14 protein-coding genes are annotated in these 18,356 nt (G+C 71.4%); 4 read left to right on the forward strand and 10 right to left on the reverse strand.

The window, feature by feature from the left end; translation table 11 throughout:
• Positions 1 to 198 precede the first annotated feature (198 nt).
• The 3 genes from K318_RS0110180 to K318_RS0110190 all read right to left on the reverse strand — a co-directional run bounded on the left by K318_RS0110180 (position 199) and on the right by K318_RS0110190 (position 3,583).
• A complete protein-coding gene (locus K318_RS0110180; protein WP_211233319.1) occupies positions 199 to 1,503 on the reverse strand; it encodes an enolase C-terminal domain-like protein in 1,305 nt (434 codons plus the stop codon).
• A gap of 181 nt (positions 1,504 to 1,684) precedes the next feature.
• The gene (locus tag K318_RS0110185) at positions 1,685 to 2,410 is read right to left on the reverse strand and encodes a FadR/GntR family transcriptional regulator (protein ID WP_029089415.1); all 726 of its coding nucleotides are present in this window, start codon (positions 2,408 to 2,410) and stop codon (positions 1,685 to 1,687) included.
• Between the two features lie 42 nt (positions 2,411 to 2,452).
• Positions 2,453 to 3,583: an L-talarate/galactarate dehydratase gene (locus K318_RS0110190; RefSeq protein WP_029089416.1), complete on the reverse strand. Its 1,131-nt coding sequence runs from the start codon at positions 3,581 to 3,583 to the stop codon at positions 2,453 to 2,455.
• A gap of 218 nt (positions 3,584 to 3,801) precedes the next feature.
• On the opposite strand from K318_RS0110190, the gene K318_RS0110195 reads away from it, so the two are divergent.
• The 3 genes from K318_RS0110195 to K318_RS0110205 are packed head-to-tail and all read left to right on the forward strand — an operon-like array spanning position 3,802 to position 7,735.
• Positions 3,802 to 4,734 (forward strand): 5-dehydro-4-deoxyglucarate dehydratase, encoded by a 933-nt coding sequence (locus K318_RS0110195; RefSeq protein ID WP_029089417.1) that lies wholly within the window; start codon positions 3,802 to 3,804, stop codon positions 4,732 to 4,734.
• Positions 4,735 to 4,784: 50 nt separating this feature from the next.
• Positions 4,785 to 6,407, forward strand: a complete 1,623-nt coding sequence (locus K318_RS20935; RefSeq protein WP_051297818.1) for an aldehyde dehydrogenase (NADP(+)) — start codon at positions 4,785 to 4,787, stop codon at positions 6,405 to 6,407.
• Positions 6,404 to 7,735, forward strand: a complete 1,332-nt coding sequence (locus K318_RS0110205) for an enolase C-terminal domain-like protein (protein WP_029089418.1) — start codon at positions 6,404 to 6,406, stop codon at positions 7,733 to 7,735. The genes K318_RS20935 and K318_RS0110205 overlap by 4 nt, the downstream gene beginning before the upstream one ends.
• A gap of 272 nt (positions 7,736 to 8,007) precedes the next feature.
• Here the strand turns inward: K318_RS0110205 and K318_RS0110210 are convergent, their stop codons facing one another.
• From K318_RS0110210 to K318_RS24340, 7 genes are all read right to left on the reverse strand, one after another.
• The gene (locus K318_RS0110210) at positions 8,008 to 9,537 is read right to left on the reverse strand and encodes a tripartite tricarboxylate transporter permease (RefSeq protein WP_029089419.1); all 1,530 of its coding nucleotides are present in this window, start codon (positions 9,535 to 9,537) and stop codon (positions 8,008 to 8,010) included.
• Position 9,538: 1 nt separating this feature from the next.
• The gene (locus K318_RS0110215) at positions 9,539 to 10,177 is read right to left on the reverse strand and encodes a tripartite tricarboxylate transporter TctB family protein (protein WP_051297819.1); all 639 of its coding nucleotides are present in this window, start codon (positions 10,175 to 10,177) and stop codon (positions 9,539 to 9,541) included.
• The gene (locus K318_RS0110220; RefSeq protein WP_035281521.1) at positions 10,174 to 11,172 is read right to left on the reverse strand and encodes a Bug family tripartite tricarboxylate transporter substrate binding protein; all 999 of its coding nucleotides are present in this window, start codon (positions 11,170 to 11,172) and stop codon (positions 10,174 to 10,176) included. The genes K318_RS0110215 and K318_RS0110220 overlap by 4 nt, the downstream gene beginning before the upstream one ends.
• 322 nt (positions 11,173 to 11,494) lie before the next feature.
• Positions 11,495 to 13,372 (reverse strand): acetyl/propionyl/methylcrotonyl-CoA carboxylase subunit alpha, encoded by a 1,878-nt coding sequence (locus K318_RS0110225; protein WP_029089422.1) that lies wholly within the window; start codon positions 13,370 to 13,372, stop codon positions 11,495 to 11,497.
• Position 13,373: 1 nt separating this feature from the next.
• Positions 13,374 to 15,215 carry a 5-oxoprolinase subunit B/C family protein gene (locus K318_RS0110230; RefSeq protein WP_029089423.1) on the reverse strand — a complete coding sequence of 614 codons (1,842 nt, stop codon included), beginning with the start codon at positions 15,213 to 15,215 and terminating at the stop codon, positions 13,374 to 13,376.
• Positions 15,212 to 16,006 carry a LamB/YcsF family protein gene (locus tag K318_RS20940; RefSeq protein WP_051297820.1) on the reverse strand — a complete coding sequence of 265 codons (795 nt, stop codon included), beginning with the start codon at positions 16,004 to 16,006 and terminating at the stop codon, positions 15,212 to 15,214. The genes K318_RS0110230 and K318_RS20940 overlap by 4 nt, the downstream gene beginning before the upstream one ends.
• 330 nt (positions 16,007 to 16,336) lie before the next feature.
• Complete coding sequence (locus K318_RS24340; RefSeq protein ID WP_084499995.1) at positions 16,337 to 17,776, reverse strand: TM2 domain-containing protein; 1,440 nt, start codon at positions 17,774 to 17,776, stop codon at positions 16,337 to 16,339.
• A 247-nt stretch (positions 17,777 to 18,023) separates the two neighbouring features.
• Between K318_RS24340 and K318_RS0110245 the strand changes: the two genes are divergently transcribed.
• On the forward strand, positions 18,024 to 18,350 hold the full coding sequence (locus tag K318_RS0110245) for a hypothetical protein (protein WP_029089424.1): 327 nt from the start codon (positions 18,024 to 18,026) through the stop codon (positions 18,348 to 18,350).
• The last annotated feature ends 6 nt before the right edge of the window (positions 18,351 to 18,356 follow it).

Here is an 18,356-nt window from a genome sequence, read left to right on the forward strand (position 1 = left end):
GAGGTGTCACCGAATGTGGATGGTGTCTGAGCTTAGTGAGAGGCATCAATACCTGTCCAAGCCAATATGGGAATCAAAGAATGCCATTAGTGCATCGTTGGATCGCACGCTGGTGGGCGTATGGGTGCCGGGCCGGTGCAGTGCGCGGAGTGGAGCCCTTATGGGCCTATGTCACTTATGCCGGGGCATGCATCACGGTCAGAAGCGGGGGATTGAGGGGCTGAATGCCGGCTGGAAGCGGCGCATGTAAGTGGTGTCGTCGCGTGCGGTCAGGCCACAGTCTTCGTACGCGCGGTTGAGGCGGGCGAGCCGGTCTCGGTCGAGTGTGACCCCCAGGCCCGGCGCGGACGGGACGGCGATGCTGCCGCCGGCGAAAGTGAAGGGTGAGCCTTCGACCACATCGTCATCGGACTGCTTCCACGGCCAGTGGGTGTCGCATGCATAGTCGATATTGCGTGCCGCGGCGGCGAAGTGCAGCATTGCGGCCAGGCTCACGCCCAGATGCGAATTGGAATGCATCGACAGCCCCAGGCCGAACGTGTCGGCGATGCCGGCGAGTTCCTGTGAACGCCGAAGGCCGCCCCAGAAGTGGTGGTCGCTGAGGACGATATCGATGCTGCCTGCGGCGACCGCGGGTGGCAGGTGATCGAAGGCGACGACGCACATGTTGGTCGCCAGCGGCATCGGCACCTGCCCACGGACTTCCGCCATGCCTGCGAAGCCGGCGGTGGGATCCTCCAGATACTCGAGTGTTCCGCCCAGGCGGCGCCCGATCTCGATGGATGTTTCCACGGTCCAGGCGGCATTGGGGTCGAGTCGCAGTGGAATGCCGGGAAACCGGGCGGCCAGAGCTTCTATGGCCGAGGCCTCCTGGTGGGGATCGAACACACCGCCCTTGAGCTTGAGTGCGGTGAAGCCGTACCGTTCGACCATCCATTCCGCCTGGGCGACGATGCCCTCCGGATCGAGCGCTGTGCCGAATCCATCGGCTTCTGCCGTGTCTGGTGTCCGACCGTCACCGGGGTGGCCGGCCCATTTGTAGAACAGGTATCCGCTGAATGGGATCGATTCTCGGTGACGTCCGCCCAGCAGGGTCGTGACGGGGACGTTCAGCAGTTTGCCCTGCACATCGAGGGCGGCCACCTCAAGAGGGGCGAACACGCGGTCGAGGTCTGTGGTGCCGGTGACCATGCCGCTGGTGCCATGCCCGCCCGTGAGCGTGTCGTGTGCGAGGGTCTCGGTGGCCGCGATCCTGAGGCGAGCGATGTCGAACGCGTCGAGCCCGACCAGCTCTGCTCCCACCTTCCGCAGCCTCTGGACGTGGACGGCGTCACCATACGATTCGCCCAGACCGTATTCGCCGCTGTCGGTGACCAGCTCCACGATCGATCTCAGGGCCCATGGCTCGTGGACCCCGACGGCATTGAGCAGGGGCGGATCGGCGAAGGCGACGGGTGTGACCCGTACTTCGGTGATTGCTGCGGCTGGCTGGTCCTGCATCATTGCATGCTCCTGATCGACGAATGTGGTCGCTGTGCTGCCCGCACGGTGCACTTGGAGACGCTAGGTGCCTTTCTGATGCGTGTCTAAGACTATGTGGCTCTCGACCGATGCTTCGAGTGGATGAGTGGGTCTCGAGAACCGCCGGACGGGCGCGGGCGAGGTTTGCAGCCGCGCGAGGTCCCTACCCCAGCTCCCGTCGCGAGCGGGTGAGGTGCCAGGTCATGGCCGCGGCGGCGGCGCGCGCATCGCGGTCCCGGACCGCTCCGATGATTGCGCGGTGTTCCTCGTGCACGGTGCGCGCGTGCTCACCGTCCCCGACGATCCGCGAGGCGGGCATGCCGATCATCGCCGGCCCCAGACCCATCAGCGCGCCTGCGATGTACGGATTGCCCGAGGCCTCCGCGAGCGTGCGATGCAGGCGGTAGTCGGCCTCGAGGCTGTCCGAGGCGTGCGCCCCGGCTGTCTCGACGGCAGTCGCCGCCGCCTCCAGCGCGGCCAGATCGGCCGTCGTGCGGCGCTCTGCCGCGAGCGCGGCCGCATGAGGTTCGAGCGCGAGCCGGAACTCGAGGAGCGCTGCCGGATCGGGCCTGGTGGGCAGCGCTGCGGCCGCCGCACTCGGAGGGCGCCCGGTGCCGGCATCGGTGCCGTCGTCGCAGGCGGCAGGCCGGCCCGGATCGTATGCAGCGGAATGGGGCACTGCGAGGACGTAGGTGCCGCTGCCGCGGGCCGAGCGCACCAGCCCCTCTGCTCGCAGCCTGCCGATGGCCTCGCGGACGACGGTGCGGCTGACCGCATGCTCCCTGGCGAGGTCGTTCTCGCTGGGCAGGCGCTCACCCGGAGTGAGCGCGCCCGTCACGATCCGTTCGCGCAGCGCCGCGGCCACCGCGGCGGCGAGTGTCGTGGGCATGAGGCTCCTTCCGTGCGGGCGGTGCCGGTGCGGTGAGGCCGCTCACCCCTCGGTGATCGTCACCGAGTCCGTCGTCCAGGCGCGCGCCTGCTCGCTGACCGTGAAGCCCAGGCCGGGTCGGTCGGGAACGATCATACGGCCGCCGCGCGTCTCCAGGCGCTCCTCGAACAGGGGATCGAGCCAGTCGAAGTGCTCCACCCACGGCTCCCGCGGGTAGCAGGCGGCCAGATGCAGATGGATCTCCATCGCGAAGTGCGGTGCGAGGTCCAGGCCCGCCTCGTCCGCCAGCCGGGCCAGCCGGAGGAACTGGGTGATGCCTCCGACCCGCGGGGCATCGGGCTGGATGATGTCGCAGGCGCCGTGCCGGATGAGCTCGCGGTGCTCGGCCACGGAGGCCAGCATCTCGCCGGTCGCGATGGGCGTGTCGAGGGCGTGGGCCAACTGTGCGTGCCCCGCCGCGTCATAGGCGTCCAGGGGCTCCTCGATCCAAACGAGGTCGAGGTCCTCGAAGCGGCGGCCCATGCGCAGCGCCGTGGCGCGATCCCACTGCTGATTCGCATCGACCATGAGCGGCACCTCGCCGATGTGCTCGCGCACCGCGTTCACGCGGCGCACGTCCTCGGCCGTGTCCGGCAGCCCCACCTTGATCTTGATGCCGCCGATCCCGGCCTCGACGGACCGTGAGGCCGCCTCCTTCACCTCCTCGAGTGAGGCGGAGAGGAATCCTCCGGAGGTGTTGTACGTCCGCACGGAGTCCCGATGCGAGCCCAGCAGCTTGGCCAGGGGGAGACCCGCACGCTTGGCCTTGAGGTCGTAGAGGGCGATGTCGATCGCCGCGAGCGCCTGCGTCGCGACCCCGGACCGTCCCACCGAGGCGCCGGCCCACAGCAGCTTCGCGTACAGCTTCTCGATGTCGTTGGGGTCCTCGCCGATCGCGGCGCCCGCGACCTCCTTCGCGTGCGCGTACTGGGCGGGGCCGCCCGCCCGCTTCGAGTAGCTGAAGCCCACCCCCTCGTGCCCCTGCTGCGTGCGGATCTCCGCGAACAGGAAGACGACCTCGGTCATGGGCTTCTGGCGGCCGGTGAAGACCTTGGCGTCGGAGATGGGGCGGGCCAGGGGCAGCGTGACGGACGACAGGGTGATCGACGCGATGGCGTCAGGTGAGTACGGCATTGTCCTCTTCCTCGGGTTGGGGGTCAGCGGGAGCGAGGTCCTCTCAGACCACGGTGCCCAGGCAATGAGTATGACAACTTCTCATAAAGTCATACAACTGTTCGGAGAGGGAATGCCGATGCGTCTAGAGCATCACATGATTCGATAACGGGCTTGGACGTGCATGATCGGCCGCTCCTACGCTCGGGAGGACATCGGTCCGTTCACCAAGGAGAGCCATGAGCCAGTTCGCCCCCGAAGACCTCGCCGCCCACCTCAAGGACGGCCTTCTGTCCTTCCCCGCCACCGCCTTCGACGCCGCGGGCGAGGTCGATCTCGCCAAGGTCTCCGAACACGTCGCCTGGCAGTCGAGCTACGGCGTCGCAGGCCTCTTCGCCGCAGGCGGCACGGGCGAGGGCTTCAGCCTCACCCCGGCCGAGGCCAAGGACGTGGTCGGCGCCGCGGTCGCGGCCTCGCGCCCCGAGGTGCCGGTGCTGGGTTCCGCCGGCGGCAGCACCCGCCAGGCGGTGCAGAATGCGAAGGACGCGCAGGAGGCAGGCGCCGAGGGTCTGCTCGTGCTGCCCCCGTACCTCACCGAGAACGACCAGGAGGGCCTGTACCGGCACGTCTCCGCCGTCTGCGAGGCGACGGACCTGGGCATCATCGTCTACAACCGGGCGAATGCGCACTACGCTCCGGAGACCGTCGCCCGGCTCGCGGACGTTCACGCGAACTTCATCGGGTTCAAGGACGCGCACGGCGACATCGAGCACCTCGCCAAGATGTACGCCCTCAACGGCGACCGCCTCTTCTACCTGGGCGGGCTCCCTACCGCCGAGACCTTCGCCCTCCCGCTCCTGCAGCTCGGCCTGAGCACCTACTCCTCCGCCATGTTCAACTTCGTCCCGGAATTCGCCCTCGAGTTCTACGCGGACGTCCGCGCGCAGGACCGCGATGCGGTGAATGAGAAGCTCAACCGCTTCGTCTTCCCCTACCTGGACATCCGTGATCGGGTGAAGGGGTACGGCGTGTCCATCGTCAAGGCGGGTCTGCGGGCCATCGGCCGTGACAACGGCCCCGTCCGCGCACCGCTCCAGGACCTCACCGAGGCGGACCTCACCGATCTCAGCGCCCTCATCGAGCGGGCCGGCATCGCACCGGCGACGCACTGAGCGAGCGCATCCGGCAGGCTGACCAGGAACACAGCAGAAGGGAGAGCAGAATGGCACTCACCGGGCATTCGATCATCGCCGGGGAGACCGTCCTCGGCAGCGACGGCAGCACGCGGGCCGTGAATCCGTCGACCAACGGAGAGCTGGAGCCGGCGTACTCGTTCGTCGGTGCGGCTGAGGTGGAGCAGGCGGCCCGCGCCGCCGAGGAGGCCTTCGCCCAGTACCGCGACATCGACCCTGAGCGCCGCGCGGCGTTCCTCGACGCTGCGGCCGAGCGCATCGAGGCGGTCCGCGGGGAGCTCGTGGAGCGCGCCATGCAGGAGACGGGCCTGCCCGAGGCCCGCCTCGTGGGGGAGACGGCGCGGACCACGGGACAGCTGCGCATGTTCGCCTCCGTCATCCGGCAGGGGGACTTCCACGGCGTGCGGATCGACCCGGCCCAACCCGAGCGCACCTCGGCGCCGCGCGTCGACCTGCGCCAGCGGAAGGTGCCTCTGGGCCCCGTCGCGGTGTTCGGCGCCAGCAACTTCCCGCTCGCCTTCTCCGTGGCCGGCGGTGACACCGCCTCGGCGCTCGCCGCCGGCTGCCCCGTCATCGTCAAGGCCCACAACGCCCATCCGGGCACGAGCGAGCTCGTGGGCCGGGCCGTCACCGAGGCCGCAGCCGCCACCGGCATGCCGGCGGGCGTGTTCTCCCTGCTCTACGGGCCCGGCGCCGAGGTGGGGCAGGCACTCGTGCGCGATCCCCGGATCACGGCCGTGGGCTTCACCGGCTCCCGCAGCGGCGGGCTCGCCCTCGTCGAGGCCGCGAACGCCCGTCCCGTGCCGATCCCGGTCTACGCGGAGATGAGCTCCATCAACCCCGTGTTCGTGCTCCCCGGGGCGCTCGCCGGCGACATCGAGACGCTCGCCCAGGGATTCCTGGGCTCCGTCACGGGGTCCAGCGGCCAGCTGTGCACCTCGCCCGGCCTGCTCCTCGTGCCCACCGGCGAGGCCGGCGACCGTCTCGTCGAGGCGATCGCCCGAGTCTTCGCCGGCTCGACCGGGCAGACCATGCTCACCCCGGGGATCCACCGCGCCTGGCAGGCCGGCGTCGCGGCCCTGGCCTCCCGGCCCGAGGCGCGGAAGGTGGCCGAGGGGACGGCGGGCGCCGGCGAGAACGCCCCGGCCCCGGTCGTCTTCGAGACCACCGCCGAGGCCTTCTCCGCGGACGAGGTCTTCTCCCGCGAGATCTTCGGCGCTGCCTCGCTCATCGTGCGCTACGACGATGCGGCACGGCTGCCTGAGCTGGCCTCGGGCATGGAGGGGCAGCTGACGGCGACCCTGCACCTGGCGGACACGGATCATGAAGCTGTGCGCGCTCTCCTGCCTGTGCTCGAACGCCTCGCCGGCCGCATCCTCGCCGGCGGCTGGCCCACCGGGGTCGAGGTGGGGCACGCCGTGATCCACGGCGGACCGTTCCCCGCCACCTCGAACAGCGCCACCACCTCCGTGGGCAGCCTGGCGATCGAGCGGTTCCTGCGGCCGGTGAGCTATCAGTCGCTGCCGGAGGCGCTGCTGCCGGCGCCGGTGCGGGACGATAACGCCTACGCGCTGAACCGCCGCATCGACGGGACCATGCACATGGAGGGTGCCGCGCAGAGCGGCGCCCCTGCTGAGGGGGGCGCACGATGAGCGCGCACGGCCCCACCATCGCGAAGGTCGAGGCGATCCCGGTCGCGGGACACGATTCGATGCTCATGAACCTCTCCGGTGCGCACGGTCCGCACTTCACGCGCAACATCGCGCGGATCACGGACAGCGAGGGGCGCGTGGGGATCGGCGAAGTGCCGGGCGGGGAGCCCATCGCCAGGACCATCGAGGACTCCGCCCGGGTCCTCCTGGGACAGCCGGTGGCACGCTTCCGCTCGCTGCTGCGGGAGGTCCACGCCGCCTTCGCCGCGCGCGATGCGGGAGGCCGCGGGCAGCAGACCTTCGACCAGCGCATCGCGATCCACGCCGTCACCGCGGTCGAGTCGTGCCTGCTCGATCTGCACGGACAGCGCCTCGGCGTCCCGGTGGCCGAGCTGCTGGGGGAGGGACAGCAGCGCGCGAGCGTGCCCGTGCTCGGCTACCTCTTCTACGTGGGTCCCGTGGACCGGACGGGACTGCCCTATCTCCGCGAGCCGGAGGCGGCGGACGCATGGTCGCGCCTTCGTCGCGAGGAGGCCATGACACCGGAATCCGTGGTGGCGCTGGCCGAGGCCGCGCAGGAGCGGTACGGCTTCCGCGACTTCAAGCTCAAAGGCGGAGTGCTGCCCGGCGAGGAGGAGGTCGAGACCGTCACCCGGCTGAAGGAGCGCTTCCCCGAGGCCAGGATCACCCTCGACCCGAACGGCGGCTGGCCGCTGGAGGATGCGATCCGCTACGGCCGCATGATGAGGGACGTCGTCGCCTACGCGGAGGACCCCTGCGGCGCCGAAGGCCGCTTCTCCGGGCGCGAGGTCATGGCGGAGTTCCGGCGTGCCACCGGTCTGCGGACGGCGACGAACATGGTCGCCACGGACTGGCGGGAGATGGCGCACGCAGTGCGCGAGGCATCGGTGGACATCCCGCTGGCGGACCCGCACTTCTGGACCATGGCCGGATCCGTGCGCGTCGCGCAGCTCTGCCACGAGTTCGGCCTGACCTGGGGATCGCACTCGAACAACCACTTCGATGTGTCGCTCGCGATGTTCACGCAGGTGGGCGCTGCCGCGCCGGGGGAGATCACGGCGCTGGACACCCACTGGGTCTGGCAGGACGGGCAGGGCCTGACGAAGGAGCCGCCGCTCATCGCCGACAGCGAGATCGCCGTGCCGCAGCGTCCCGGCCTGGGGGTGGAGCTCGACGAGGAGCGGTTGGACGCAGCCCACGAGCTCTACCGTGAGCACGGCCTCGGCGGGCGCGATGACGCGGTGGCGATGCGGACGATCATCCCGGGATGGGAGTTCGACCCCAAGCGCCCGTGCATGGTGCGGTAGCCGCGAGAGGAAGCTGAGGTGGTCTTCGTCTGCCGTGCCAACGCGATCCGTGCGTTTTCGCGTTCGCACGGCAGACGACAACGGAGGGTGCACGGCCCGCGGTCCGCACGGCAGACGACAATGGAGGGGCACGGGCATCGGCGCCTGCGGCTGAGCGCGGGAGGCACGGCAGACGACACGCGGCGGCGGATTACAGCTACGCAGACGACGTGGGGGGCGCCCCGCCCATCCGGCGGGGCGCCCCCACGGTGCACGTCAGACGGCAGCTGGCCTCAGCCGTCCACGTCGGTCATGACGTTGCCGCGCTCCTTCCGGCGCTGGGCCATCCTGCCGAACAGCGAGAAGCCCACAACCGCGACCAGCACCAGGTAGAGCACGATGGTGATGGGGCTGGACACGAGCACCGCGTAGTTCCCACCCGAGCTCAGCAGCGCATCGCGCAGGCTGGTCTCCGCGAGCGGCCCCAGCACCATGCCGATCATGAGCGGCGCCAGGGGGATGTCGAAGCGGCGCATGACGAAGCCCACCACGCCGATGCCCAGCAGCATCCACAGGTCGAACACGCTGTTGGAGGTCGCGTAGATGCCCAGCACGCAGAACACCGTGATGCCCGCGTACAGGTACGGCTTGGGGATGAGCAGCAGCTTCGCCCACAGCGGCGCGAACGGCAGATTGAGGATCAGCAGCACGATCATCGCGATGAAGAAGCTCGCGAGGAGGCCCCACACGAGATCCGGCGCGCGGTCGAACAGCAGCGGGCCCGGCTGGAGGCCGTACTGCTGGAACGCAGCGAGCATGATCGCCGCGGTCGCGGAGACCGGCAGGCCCAGGGCCAGCAGCGAGGCCATGGCGGTGCCGGTCGTGGCGTTGCCGGCCGCCTCGGGCGCCGCGAGGCCGCGGATCGCGCCCTTGCCGAACTGGTTGCGCCCGCTCCGCTTGTCGAGGCGGCGCTCCAGACCGTAGGCCATGAAGGTGGGCACCTCGGAGCCTCCCACCGGCACCACGCCGAAGGGCAGGCCGATGCTGGTGCCGCGCAGCCATGCCGGGAGCGCCTCGCGGAACTCGCGTCCGGAGAGGAATGGCCGGCCAGAGCTCTGGATGAGCATGGCACCGGGATCGCGGCGCAGGCGGGAGGCGACGCGGAACACCTCGCCCAGGGCCAGCACGGCGACCGTGACGGTGACGAGCGAGATGCCGTCGAACAGCTCCGGCACACCGGAGGTGAAGCGCTCCGTGCCGGTGACGGAGTCGATGCCCACCACCGCGATGGCCAGACCCAGCACGAGGGAGGCGAGTCCCTTGAGCACGGAGTCGGAGACGACCGAGGAGGTGGCGATGAAGGCGAACAGGGCGAGGCCGAAGTACTCCGCCGGACCGAAGATCGTCGAGAACGCCGCGAGCGCCGGCGCGAGGAACACCACGAGGACCGAGGAGATCATGCCGCCCGTGAACGCGCCGATCGCCGCAGTCGCCAAGGCCTGTGGGGCCCTGCCCGACTTCGCCATCCGATGGCCCTCGAACGTCGAGGCGATCGCCGATCCCTGCCCCGGCGTGTTCATGAGGATCGCCATCGTCGAATCGCCGAAGAGGCCGCCGAAGTAGACGCCGGCGAACATGATGAACGCACCGGTGGGATCGAGGGCGAAGGTCATGGGCAGCAGCAGGGCCACCGCCATGGAGGAGCCGAGGCCGGGCAGCACGCCCACGGCGGTGCCCAGCAGACAGCCCACCAGGACCCAGAGGAGGTTCATGGGGGTCAGCGCGGAGCCGAACCCGTCGATGAGTGAGAAGAGCGATTCCATGTCAGCGGCCTCCCCCGAAGATGAGTCCGCTGGGCAGATCGACCGCCAGGAGGACTCCGAAGATCAGATACACGGCGGATGAGAACAGCAGCGCGAGCGAGATGTCGAACAGTACGCGGACAGAGCCCATCGAGCGCGCGATGCACCAGAACAGCAGGGCCGCGGAGATGATCCAGCCCAGCGGCACGAGCAGCACCGCGAAGACCGCCACGCCGCCGATCGCCCAGGCCAGCCGCGGCCAGTCGGAGTACCGGGCGTGCACCTTGCCGACCTCGGCGGGGTCCGTGACGACGGCCATCTCCGGCAGCTGCGGCCGGCGGACGATGTCGAGCGCGATGAGGACGGCGAGCACGTACATCGCGGTGATGATGAGGGCCGGCATGAACTGCGGGCCGGGACGGTCCACATCCTCGGCCACGTCCATCATGAACTGGCCCACCAGCATGTACGTCGCGAGAGCGGCGAGGATCAGCGGGAAGAGGAGGCCGGCGCGGCCGGTCCACCAGCCCCGCTCGCGGATCTGCTCGGTGCCGAGGACGGGGATCTCGGCAGCCGCATCGGGTGTGTGGGCGGGAATGACGGGGCCGCTCTCACCGGCAGCCGCGCCCGAGGCGCCGGTCGGGTTCGTCGGGGTGCTCACAGTCCCAGCTCCTCAAGCAGGGTGGAGGTCCGCTCCACGTCGTCGGCGATGAATGCGTCGAGCTCGTCGCCGGTCTCCCAGGCGTCCGACCACGCATTGCGCTCCAGCGCGTCCTGCCACTCGGGGGTCTCGCGCATCTCCTCGAGGAGGGTGAGCTGCTGCTGGAACTCCTCCTCGGAGACCCCGGGTGCGGCGAGCATGCCGCGCCAGTTGGCGAGCACCACATCGTGCCCCTGCTCGGTGAAGGTGGGGATGTCGGTGCCCTCGATCCGCTCCGGACCGGTGATGCCGATGGCCTTCACCCGGCCCGCCTCGATCTGGTCCGAGACCTCGTTGTAGCCGGTGGAGGCGTACTTCGCGGTCCCGTTGAGGAGGGCCTGGATGGCCTCGCCGCCGCCGGACTTGGGGATGAAGGTGATGTCCGCAGGGTCGATCCCTCCGGCCAGCGCGAGCTCTGCGACCACGAGGTGGTCCAGCGAGCCCGCCGAGCCGCCGGTCCACGGCGTGCCCTTGGGATCCTCCTTCCACTCCGCGAGCAGGTCGTCCGCGGTCTCGACGGGGGAATCGGCCGGGACGATGACGACGTCGTAGTCCTCCGCGATCTTCGCGATGGGGCGGACGTCGTCGTAGCCCACGGGGGAGTCGTTGATGAGGATGCCGCCGGTCATTGCGGAGCCGGTGGCCATGATGGTGTCGGAGCGGCCCTCCATCGTGGTGAACCGTCCCAGCCCGATCGTGCCGCCGGCACCCGGGATGTTGACGACCTGGGCATTGCCCACGAGGCCCGCCTGCCGCAGGGCCTGCTGCTGTTCGCGCACGAAGCCGTCCCAGCCGCCGCCGGGGCTCGCGGGGGCGATGAGCGTGAGATTGGCGGAGATGTCTGGAACGGCCGAGGCCTTCTTGACCGAGACGGTCATCGCGACGACCACGACGATCGCTGTGACGATCGCGTAGACGGCGAGCACCGTGCGGCGCACACCCGTCGTTGGACTCATGGTGAACTGCTTCCTCGTGAAGGTGGGGTTTCCGCGCAGCGAGGTGCCGCGCCTCGGCACTGAGACTGCTCTCTGCTGTGAGGTGCTGAGCCTCGCTGTGCCAGGACACTGTAGCCGGTTCTGTGCCGGAGACCGCGTTTTCGCGGAGCCTTATTTTTCTCGGGCTCCCCGGGCGCAGTGCGGAGGGCGAGTGCGGTGGCCGTGCGCGGGCGACACGCGATGTGCGCGGGCCCGGCGCGGCAGGCTGCTTTCGTCTGCCGAGCGAACGCGGTCTGCGCGTTCTCGGGTTCGCACAGCAGACGACGATCGGGTGGTTCTGCGCTCAGTCCTCGATCCGGGCGAGCGGTTCGCCGGCCTCCACGAGTGCGCCCTCCTCCGCGAGGAACGTGACGGTCCCGCCGGTGTGCGCGGTCACAGGCGTCTCCATCTTCATCGCCGAGAGCATCGCGATCTCCTCGCCGGCCTCCACTCGGGCCCCGTCCTCGGCCCGTCGGCTCACAAGGGTGCCGGTGACGGGGGCGGGGACGGCTGCGGGATCCGGTTCGCCATTCGCATCGGGCCGCCCTCCTTCTGCGGCGACCGCACCGGAGCGTGCTCCCGGGCCGGCTGCCGCGCCCGAGGCGGGATCGGCTCCGCCGCCCGAGGTCGCCTCGCAGGGCCCTCCCGCCGCAGCTCCTGCCCCTGCTCCCGCCCCTGCCGCCGTTCCCGCGACACCGGCGCCCAGCAGTGCGCCCACGGCCTCGGACGGCAGGCCGAGCTCCACGGACCTGCCGTCGACCTCGACGCGGAACCGGTGGAGCGGGGCCTGCGCGAGCGGAGCGGGCCGCCGCTGCGGCGCGAACTCCGGCATGAGCACGGATTCGATCCACTGCGTGTGGATGCGGAGACCGCCGTCGCCGGCAGGCCCGCCGCAGAAGTCCGGATGCTCGAGGATCGCGAGCGCGCAGGGCAGCACCGTCGCCGGCCCCTCGATCTGCAGTTCCCGCACGGCGGCGCGGGTGCGGCGGATCGCGGTCTCGCGATCGGGGCCGTGCACGATGAGCTTGGCCATGAGCGAGTCGAAGGCCGGCTGGACGGCGTCCCCCGCGGTCACGCCGGAGTCCCACCGCATACCGGGACCGCCGGGCACGCGCAGTGCGGTGATCCGGCCGGGGCTGGGGAGGAAGCCGCGCCCGGGATCCTCCGCGTTCACGCGCACCTCGACGGCGTGCCCGCGCGGCTCCGGCGCCGAGGCCAGCGACAGGCCCTCCCCGAACGCCACCCGCAGCTGCTCCGCGACGAGGTCGACGCCGGTGACCGCCTCCGTCACGGGGTGCTCCACCTGGAGCCGGGTGTTGACCTCGAGGAACGTCATGGTGCCCTCGGCGCCGAGCAGGAACTCGACGGTGCCGGCTCCGCGGTAGCCCACCTCGGCGCAGATGCGCTCGGCGGAGCGGTGCAGGCGCTCGCGCTGCTCGCGGCTCAGGTCCGGCGCAGGAGCCTCCTCGACGAGCTTCTGGTTGCGGCGCTGGGCCGAGCAGTCCCGGTCGCCCACGGCGATCACCGTGCCCTCTCCGTCGCCGAGCACCTGCACTTCGACATGGCGGGGGCGCTCGAGGAAGCGCTCGACGAAGCACTCGCCCCGCCCGAAGGCCTCCCGCGCCTCCCGGGAGGCGGCCTCGAAGGCGGCGGGCGCCTCGGCGGCCTCCCGGACGACCTTCATGCCCCGGCCACCGCCGCCGTGGGCGGCCTTGATGACGACGGGCAGGCCGTGGGCGGCGATGAAGTCCTCGACCTCGCTCGCGTCCTTCAGCGGGCGGTCGATGCCGGGAGCCAGCGGCGCGCCCACCCGCTGGGCGAGCTGCCGGGCCGTGACCTTGTCGCCGAGCGCCCTGATGGCCTCCGCCGTGGGGCCGATCCAGATGAGCCCGGCGGCCTCGACCGCGGCGGCGAACTCCGCGCTCTCGGAGAGGAAGCCGTAGCCGGGGTGGATCGCATCGGCGCCGGCGGCGCGTGCCGCGGACAGGAGCGCCTCGGCATTCAGGTATGTGTCCGCCGCCGAGGTGCCGGGCAGCACATGCGTCTCGTCGGCGAGCTCCGCGTGGAGGGCGCCGAGGTCCTGCTCGGCGCAGACGGCGACGCTGCGGTGCCCGGCGACGGCGCAGGCGCGGATCACGCGCAGGGCGATCTCGCCGCGGTTGGCGATGAGGACGGTGGGCATATCAGCTCTCCTCGAAGGGTGCGGTGCGGGAGGCGGGCGTCCCGGCAGGCGTGCGGCGCTCGCCCTCCGGCGGTGCGAATTCCGGCAGTGCGAAGCGCACGCGAGTGCCGGGTGGGAGCTGGGCGGCCAGATCGGTGTCCGTGACGGCGGCGATGACGGGGTAGCCGCCCGTGAGCGGGTGGTCGGGGCCGAAGAGCACGGGCTGCCCGTCGGGCGGGACCTGCAGCGCGCCGGTGACGGCGGCCTCGCTGGGCAGCTCGCCGGTGCGGGCGCGCTCCAGCGGGACCGGTCCGTGCAGGCGCATGCCCACGCGGTCCGAGTCCGGCGTCACGGTCCACTCCTGGCTCAGCAGAGTCGCGAGGCCCTCAGCGGTGAACCAGTCCTCGCGCGGTCCGAGGATGACCGTGAGCACCACTGCGTCTCCGGGAGAGGGGAGGCCGGTGCGAGTCGTGGGCGAGCCGTCCGCGGAGGCGGGAGGCATCGTGAAGCTGCGGGGCGGGGCCGGGACGGGATCCACCGGATGCGGGGCGGTGCGCGGTGCGCCGAGGGCGAGGACATCGCCGGCGGCGAGCGGCTCCGGGCCCAGGTGCGCGAGGGTGTCGGTGGAGACGCTGCCGAGCACCGGCGCTGCCGCGACGCCGCCGCGCACCGCGGCCACGCGCCTCATCCCCTCCCGCACCGGGCCGAGGTCGAGGACGTCGCCGGACTCGACGGCGAACGGCGCACCCGGTGCCGGACTGTGGACCTCGCCGTTCGCCGCGGTGAGGATGACCGCGCCCGAGGCGCCCGTCACCGCCGCGACCGTGCTCCCGGCGAACCGCAGGCGGGCGCCGCCGCCGAAGCTCTCGAGCACCGCGGCCCCCGGCGCATTGCCCACAGCGCGGTTGGCCTGGGCGAACGCGGTCCTGTCGGCGACACCCGCCGCTGCGACGCCGAGGGCCGCCGAACCCTCGCGGCCGAGGTCCTGGACGAGCAGCTGCAGGCCGGGACGCAGCACCTCGACGGTCGCGGAAGTCCTGGAGGGGGCGGACGCCGAGGCTGCCGCCCCCTCCGGTGCGGGGAAGGCCGCTTCCTCCGGAGCGTCCGGGGCCGTCCCCTCGCTCGCACCGGTGGCCCTCTGCGGGGAGGAGTCAGCCGCCAGCGGGGCTGTGCCGGAACGCGGGAGGGGAACGGCGGTGTCCTCGGACGCGGCAGGTGCCGTGGGAGCGGCGGCCGTGATCGCCTCGGGCGCGGCCCGGCGGAACCGGACCGCGGTGCCGGGTACGAGCAGGGCGGGCGGTGTGCGGTCGAGGTCCCACAGGCGGGCCTCCGTGCGTCCGATCAGCTGCCAGCCGCCGGGGGTGCTGCGCGGGTAGACGCCGGTGAACTCATCGGCCAGTGCCACGGCTCCCGCGGGCACGCGCGTGCGCGGGGAGGACCGGCGCGGCACGCGGAAGAGCGGGTCGTCGCAGGCGAGGTAGCCGAATCCCGGTGCGAAGCCGGAGAACGCGACCTGCCACCGGGCCTGCACGTGCCTGCGGATCAGCTCGTCCGCGGCGACGTTCAGCAGGGAGGCGACCTCCGCCAGGTCCTCGCCGTCGTAGCGGACGTCGACGGTCACCTCGCGGGGCGCCTCGGCCTCCGCTTCCGCGAGGTCGAGGTCCGCGATCCGGGCGCGGAGCCGCTCCGCCGAGGTCCGGTGCGGGTCGAAGCGGACCAGCACCGTCCGCGCCGCAGGGACGAGCTCCTCCACGCCTGCGAGACCGGCGTTCGTGAGTGCGCGGTGCAGGCGCATCGTGGAGCGCAGATCGGGGCATTCGGCGAGCAGGGCGCGGGGCGAGGCGGTGCGGAAGACCGGGATCATCGCCCGCCGCCGGTGGGTCCGCCGGTGAAGCCGCCGGTGAAGGGGGTCAGCCGCACTCCCGCGGCCTCGAGGCGGGCGCGTGCCGAGCGGGCCATGCCGACCGCACCGGGGCTGTCCCCGTGGAAGCAGAGGGACTGGGCCTCGACGCGGATCCGCGAGCCGTCAACGGCGTCGACGGCGCCCTCCTCGGCGAGGCGCACCACGCGCTCGGCGACGAGCTCCGGGTCGTGGAGCACGGCGTCCGGTCGGGAGCGGGGGACGAGCGAGCCGTCGGGGGCGTAGGCGCGGTCGGCGAAGGCCTCGGCGGCGACCCGGAGGCCGGCTTCGGCGGCGATCCGGTTGGCCGTGCTGCCGGCCAGCCCCAGGAATGCGAGCCCGGGGTCGACCGCCCTCACGGCCGCGACGACGACCCGGGCCAGCGCCTCCTCGCGGACGATGTCGTTGTAGAGCGCCCCGTGGGGCTTGACGTAGCTGACCCGGCCGCCCACCGCCGAGGCCAGACCCATGAGGGCGCCGATCTGGTACTCGATCTGCGCCTGGAGCGCTGCCGGCGTGACCTCGAGGGTGCGGCGGCCGAAGCCCTCGTGGTCGTCGTAGCTGGGATGCGCTCCGATCGCCGTGCCGCGCAGCACTGCGGCGGCGAGAGTCCCGCGGATGCCCTCCGGGGTGCCGGCATGGAACCCGCAGGAGACGTTCGCGCTGGTCACCAGCTCGAGCATGGCTCCGTCATCGCTGACGATGCGATCGGGGGCGTTCTCGCCCAGATCGGCGTTGAGGTCGATGGCGGTCATGGTCCTCCTCCGTCCTCCTGTGGTCCCGGCTCCTGGCGCTCGGGTCTTCGCGGTCCGGCTTTCGCGACCTCGCGCAGCCGGCCGCTGCTCCCACAATAGTGAGCCCGAGGCGGGCGACGGGCCCGGCCCGTGGATTCTCCGGCCTCCTCTCCTCCTTCCGTGTCTCCCCCTGTATGCAAGTGACGTCTGCGTACCGGCCGTGCAGCACGGCCGGTACGCAGACGTCACTTGGGGATCGAGGGCGGGTCAGAGGCTCGGGAGTGCAGCTCCAGTGCCCTGCGCGCCCAGCGGCAGCTCGGCGGCCGCCTGGCGGAGCTCAGGGCCCAGGCGTCACTGCGGGGCGATCTCCCAGGCGCCGTCGGTCATGATCGTCACGAGGCCGGGGCCGGGTTCGAGCTCGCCGGTGCCGGACCACGCGGTGGTGGACTCGGAGACGACGACGGTGGGAGCGACCTCGGCGTAGTCCGTGCGGCCGTACTGGGTGACGAACATGCCCATATCGCCGTCCGTGCTGATGGTGTGCGTGCCGCCCGGGCCCTCGTAGAGGTATGCGCCGTTGCCCTCGCCGGACGCCGGCAGGGTCTCGAGGGCGGAGATCGGCTCGATCGTCACGGTCCAGTCACCCTCACCGTCCACGTTCAGGGCTGCGATGGGATCCGAGGCCGTGGTCGCGGTCCACGCCGTGGTGCTGGTGCTCGGGGTGCCGAAATCCGAGCTGAAGTAGATGTCCGAGGTCGTCTGGTTGTCCGCGCCGACGCTTTCGAGCATGCCGTAGTCGAAGCTCTCGCTCGGCTCGTAGTCGAAGGTGATGACGGCGCCCTGCGCATCGGCGGGGAACTCGACCTGGCCGTCGCCGGAGCCCGACTGCTCGACGGTCTCGAACGTACCGAAGTTGGTCTCCGCCCACTCCGCGGCGGTGCCGGCCGCGGCACCCTGGCCGTCGGAATCGGAACCCGGGTCTGCCGCCGGATCCTGCGGTGCGCTGGTGCTCGATGAGCCGCCGGTGCCGCCGGAGCCGCTGCTCACGGCGGTGAAGATGCCGGTGGCGGCCAGCACGATCGCCATGACGATGCTGACGATGACGCTGAGGCCCCAGACGATGAAGAAGACGAGGCGGGCCATCTTCTTGTTCTGCTCGTAGCCGGCCAGCGGGCGGCCCTGCTGGTCACGGGTCGCGCCGAACAGCGTGCGGAAGACGTCGATGAGGGCCCAGATGCCGAAGCCGCCGGCCGTGATCAGCTTGACGATCGCCGTCCCGATCTTGCCGAGGTAGAAGCGGTCCGCACCGAGGCCGCCCAGGAGCCAGCCCAGGAGCCAGGTGACGACGAAGGACTTGTCGGACTCGCCGGCGGGAGCTGCGCCGTAGGCGCCTCCCATCGGAGCGAACTGGTCGCCCGCCGGGGCATAGGCGGGCGCGCCCGCGGCCTCGGCACCGTGAGGGGACTGGCCGTACGGGGACGGGCCCTGATCGCCGTAGCCGGGCGCCTGCCCGTACCCGCCCTGGTCGCCGTAGGAGGGCTGCCCGCCGTAGGGGCTCTGGTTCCCGTAGCCCGAGGCGTCTCCGTAGCCGGGCGCCTGAGGGGAGCCGTAGCCGGGCTGGGCTCCGTACGCCGGCGACTGAGGGGAGCCGTACTGGCCGCCGGGGACGTCCTGCTGCGGATAGGCCCGGGTGCCGTCCGGGCCGGACACCTCACCGGGGGAGTAGGGAAGGCCGGTGTTGGGGTTGATCCCCGCCGGGTCGTGGGAGCCGTAGCCGGGAGGCTGTGACATGTGCTTCTCCAGATCTGTGCAAAACCGGCGAACGTCCGCGAGGCTCTGGAGCCGTGGGTCCGAGGGCACGCCAGCAGGTGCCGGTGGGAGGTCCGCAGGGGTCCCCGGGACGGTGTGGCGCGTCCGGCGGGAGATGTTCCTTACCGCGACAGTCTTGCACAGGAGCCGTGCAGAGCTCATCGGTGCGCTTATCACAATGGACAATTCTCCGAGCCGAGGTTCCTCGGTGCACCGATAGACTCCGGGCATGGCGAAGGAAGCGATCTTCAAGGATGCAGGGGAAGTCAGCACGGCGCCGGTCGTGGCGCTCGGGCTCGTGGGCGGGTTCCTCACGGCGCGGGAGACGATGATCCGGCCGCTCGGGGGCGCGGTGCTCGCCGCGGCCGGGGCCTATGCGGGCCGGACTTGGCTGAAGAAGCGGGGGGTGGGGACGACCGTGGGGCTGTCCGCGGCGTACCTGCTGGGCTTCGGCCTCTCGCACCCGCTCGCGAAGAGGATCGGGGCCTGGCCTGCGGTGCTCGCCGTCACGGCTGCGGCCGCGGGCGCTTCCCATCTGCTGGTCGACCGGGACTGAGGCGGC

The sequence above is a fragment of the Brevibacterium album DSM 18261 genome (assembly GCF_000426445.1).
Lineage (GTDB): Bacteria > Actinomycetota > Actinomycetes > Actinomycetales > Brevibacteriaceae > Brevibacterium > Brevibacterium album.

What these genes read in the sequence shown, in the direction of transcription:
- K318_RS20940 (WP_051297820.1), bottom strand. Translation starts at nt 16,006, where the DNA reads ATGACCGCCATCGACCTCAACGCCGATCTGGGCGAGAACGCCCCCGAT.
- K318_RS0110180 (WP_211233319.1), bottom strand. Translation starts at nt 1,503, where the DNA reads ATGATGCAGGACCAGCCAGCCGCAGCAATCACCGAAGTACGGGTCACA.
- K318_RS0110230 (WP_029089423.1), bottom strand. Translation starts at nt 15,215, where the DNA reads ATGATCCCGGTCTTCCGCACCGCCTCGCCCCGCGCCCTGCTCGCCGAA.
- K318_RS0110220 (WP_035281521.1), bottom strand. Translation starts at nt 11,172, where the DNA reads ATGAGTCCAACGACGGGTGTGCGCCGCACGGTGCTCGCCGTCTACGCG.
- K318_RS0110210 (WP_029089419.1), bottom strand. Translation starts at nt 9,537, where the DNA reads ATGGAATCGCTCTTCTCACTCATCGACGGGTTCGGCTCCGCGCTGACC.
- K318_RS0110195 (WP_029089417.1), top strand. Translation starts at nt 3,802, where the DNA reads ATGAGCCAGTTCGCCCCCGAAGACCTCGCCGCCCACCTCAAGGACGGC.
- K318_RS24340 (WP_084499995.1), bottom strand. Translation starts at nt 17,776, where the DNA reads ATGTCACAGCCTCCCGGCTACGGCTCCCACGACCCGGCGGGGATCAAC.
- K318_RS0110225 (WP_029089422.1), bottom strand. Translation starts at nt 13,372, where the DNA reads ATGCCCACCGTCCTCATCGCCAACCGCGGCGAGATCGCCCTGCGCGTG.
- K318_RS0110205 (WP_029089418.1), top strand. Translation starts at nt 6,404, where the DNA reads ATGAGCGCGCACGGCCCCACCATCGCGAAGGTCGAGGCGATCCCGGTC.
- K318_RS0110190 (WP_029089416.1), bottom strand. Translation starts at nt 3,583, where the DNA reads ATGCCGTACTCACCTGACGCCATCGCGTCGATCACCCTGTCGTCCGTC.
- K318_RS0110185 (WP_029089415.1), bottom strand. Translation starts at nt 2,410, where the DNA reads ATGCCCACGACACTCGCCGCCGCGGTGGCCGCGGCGCTGCGCGAACGG.
- K318_RS20935 (WP_051297818.1), top strand. Translation starts at nt 4,785, where the DNA reads ATGGCACTCACCGGGCATTCGATCATCGCCGGGGAGACCGTCCTCGGC.
- K318_RS0110245 (WP_029089424.1), top strand. Translation starts at nt 18,024, where the DNA reads ATGGCGAAGGAAGCGATCTTCAAGGATGCAGGGGAAGTCAGCACGGCG.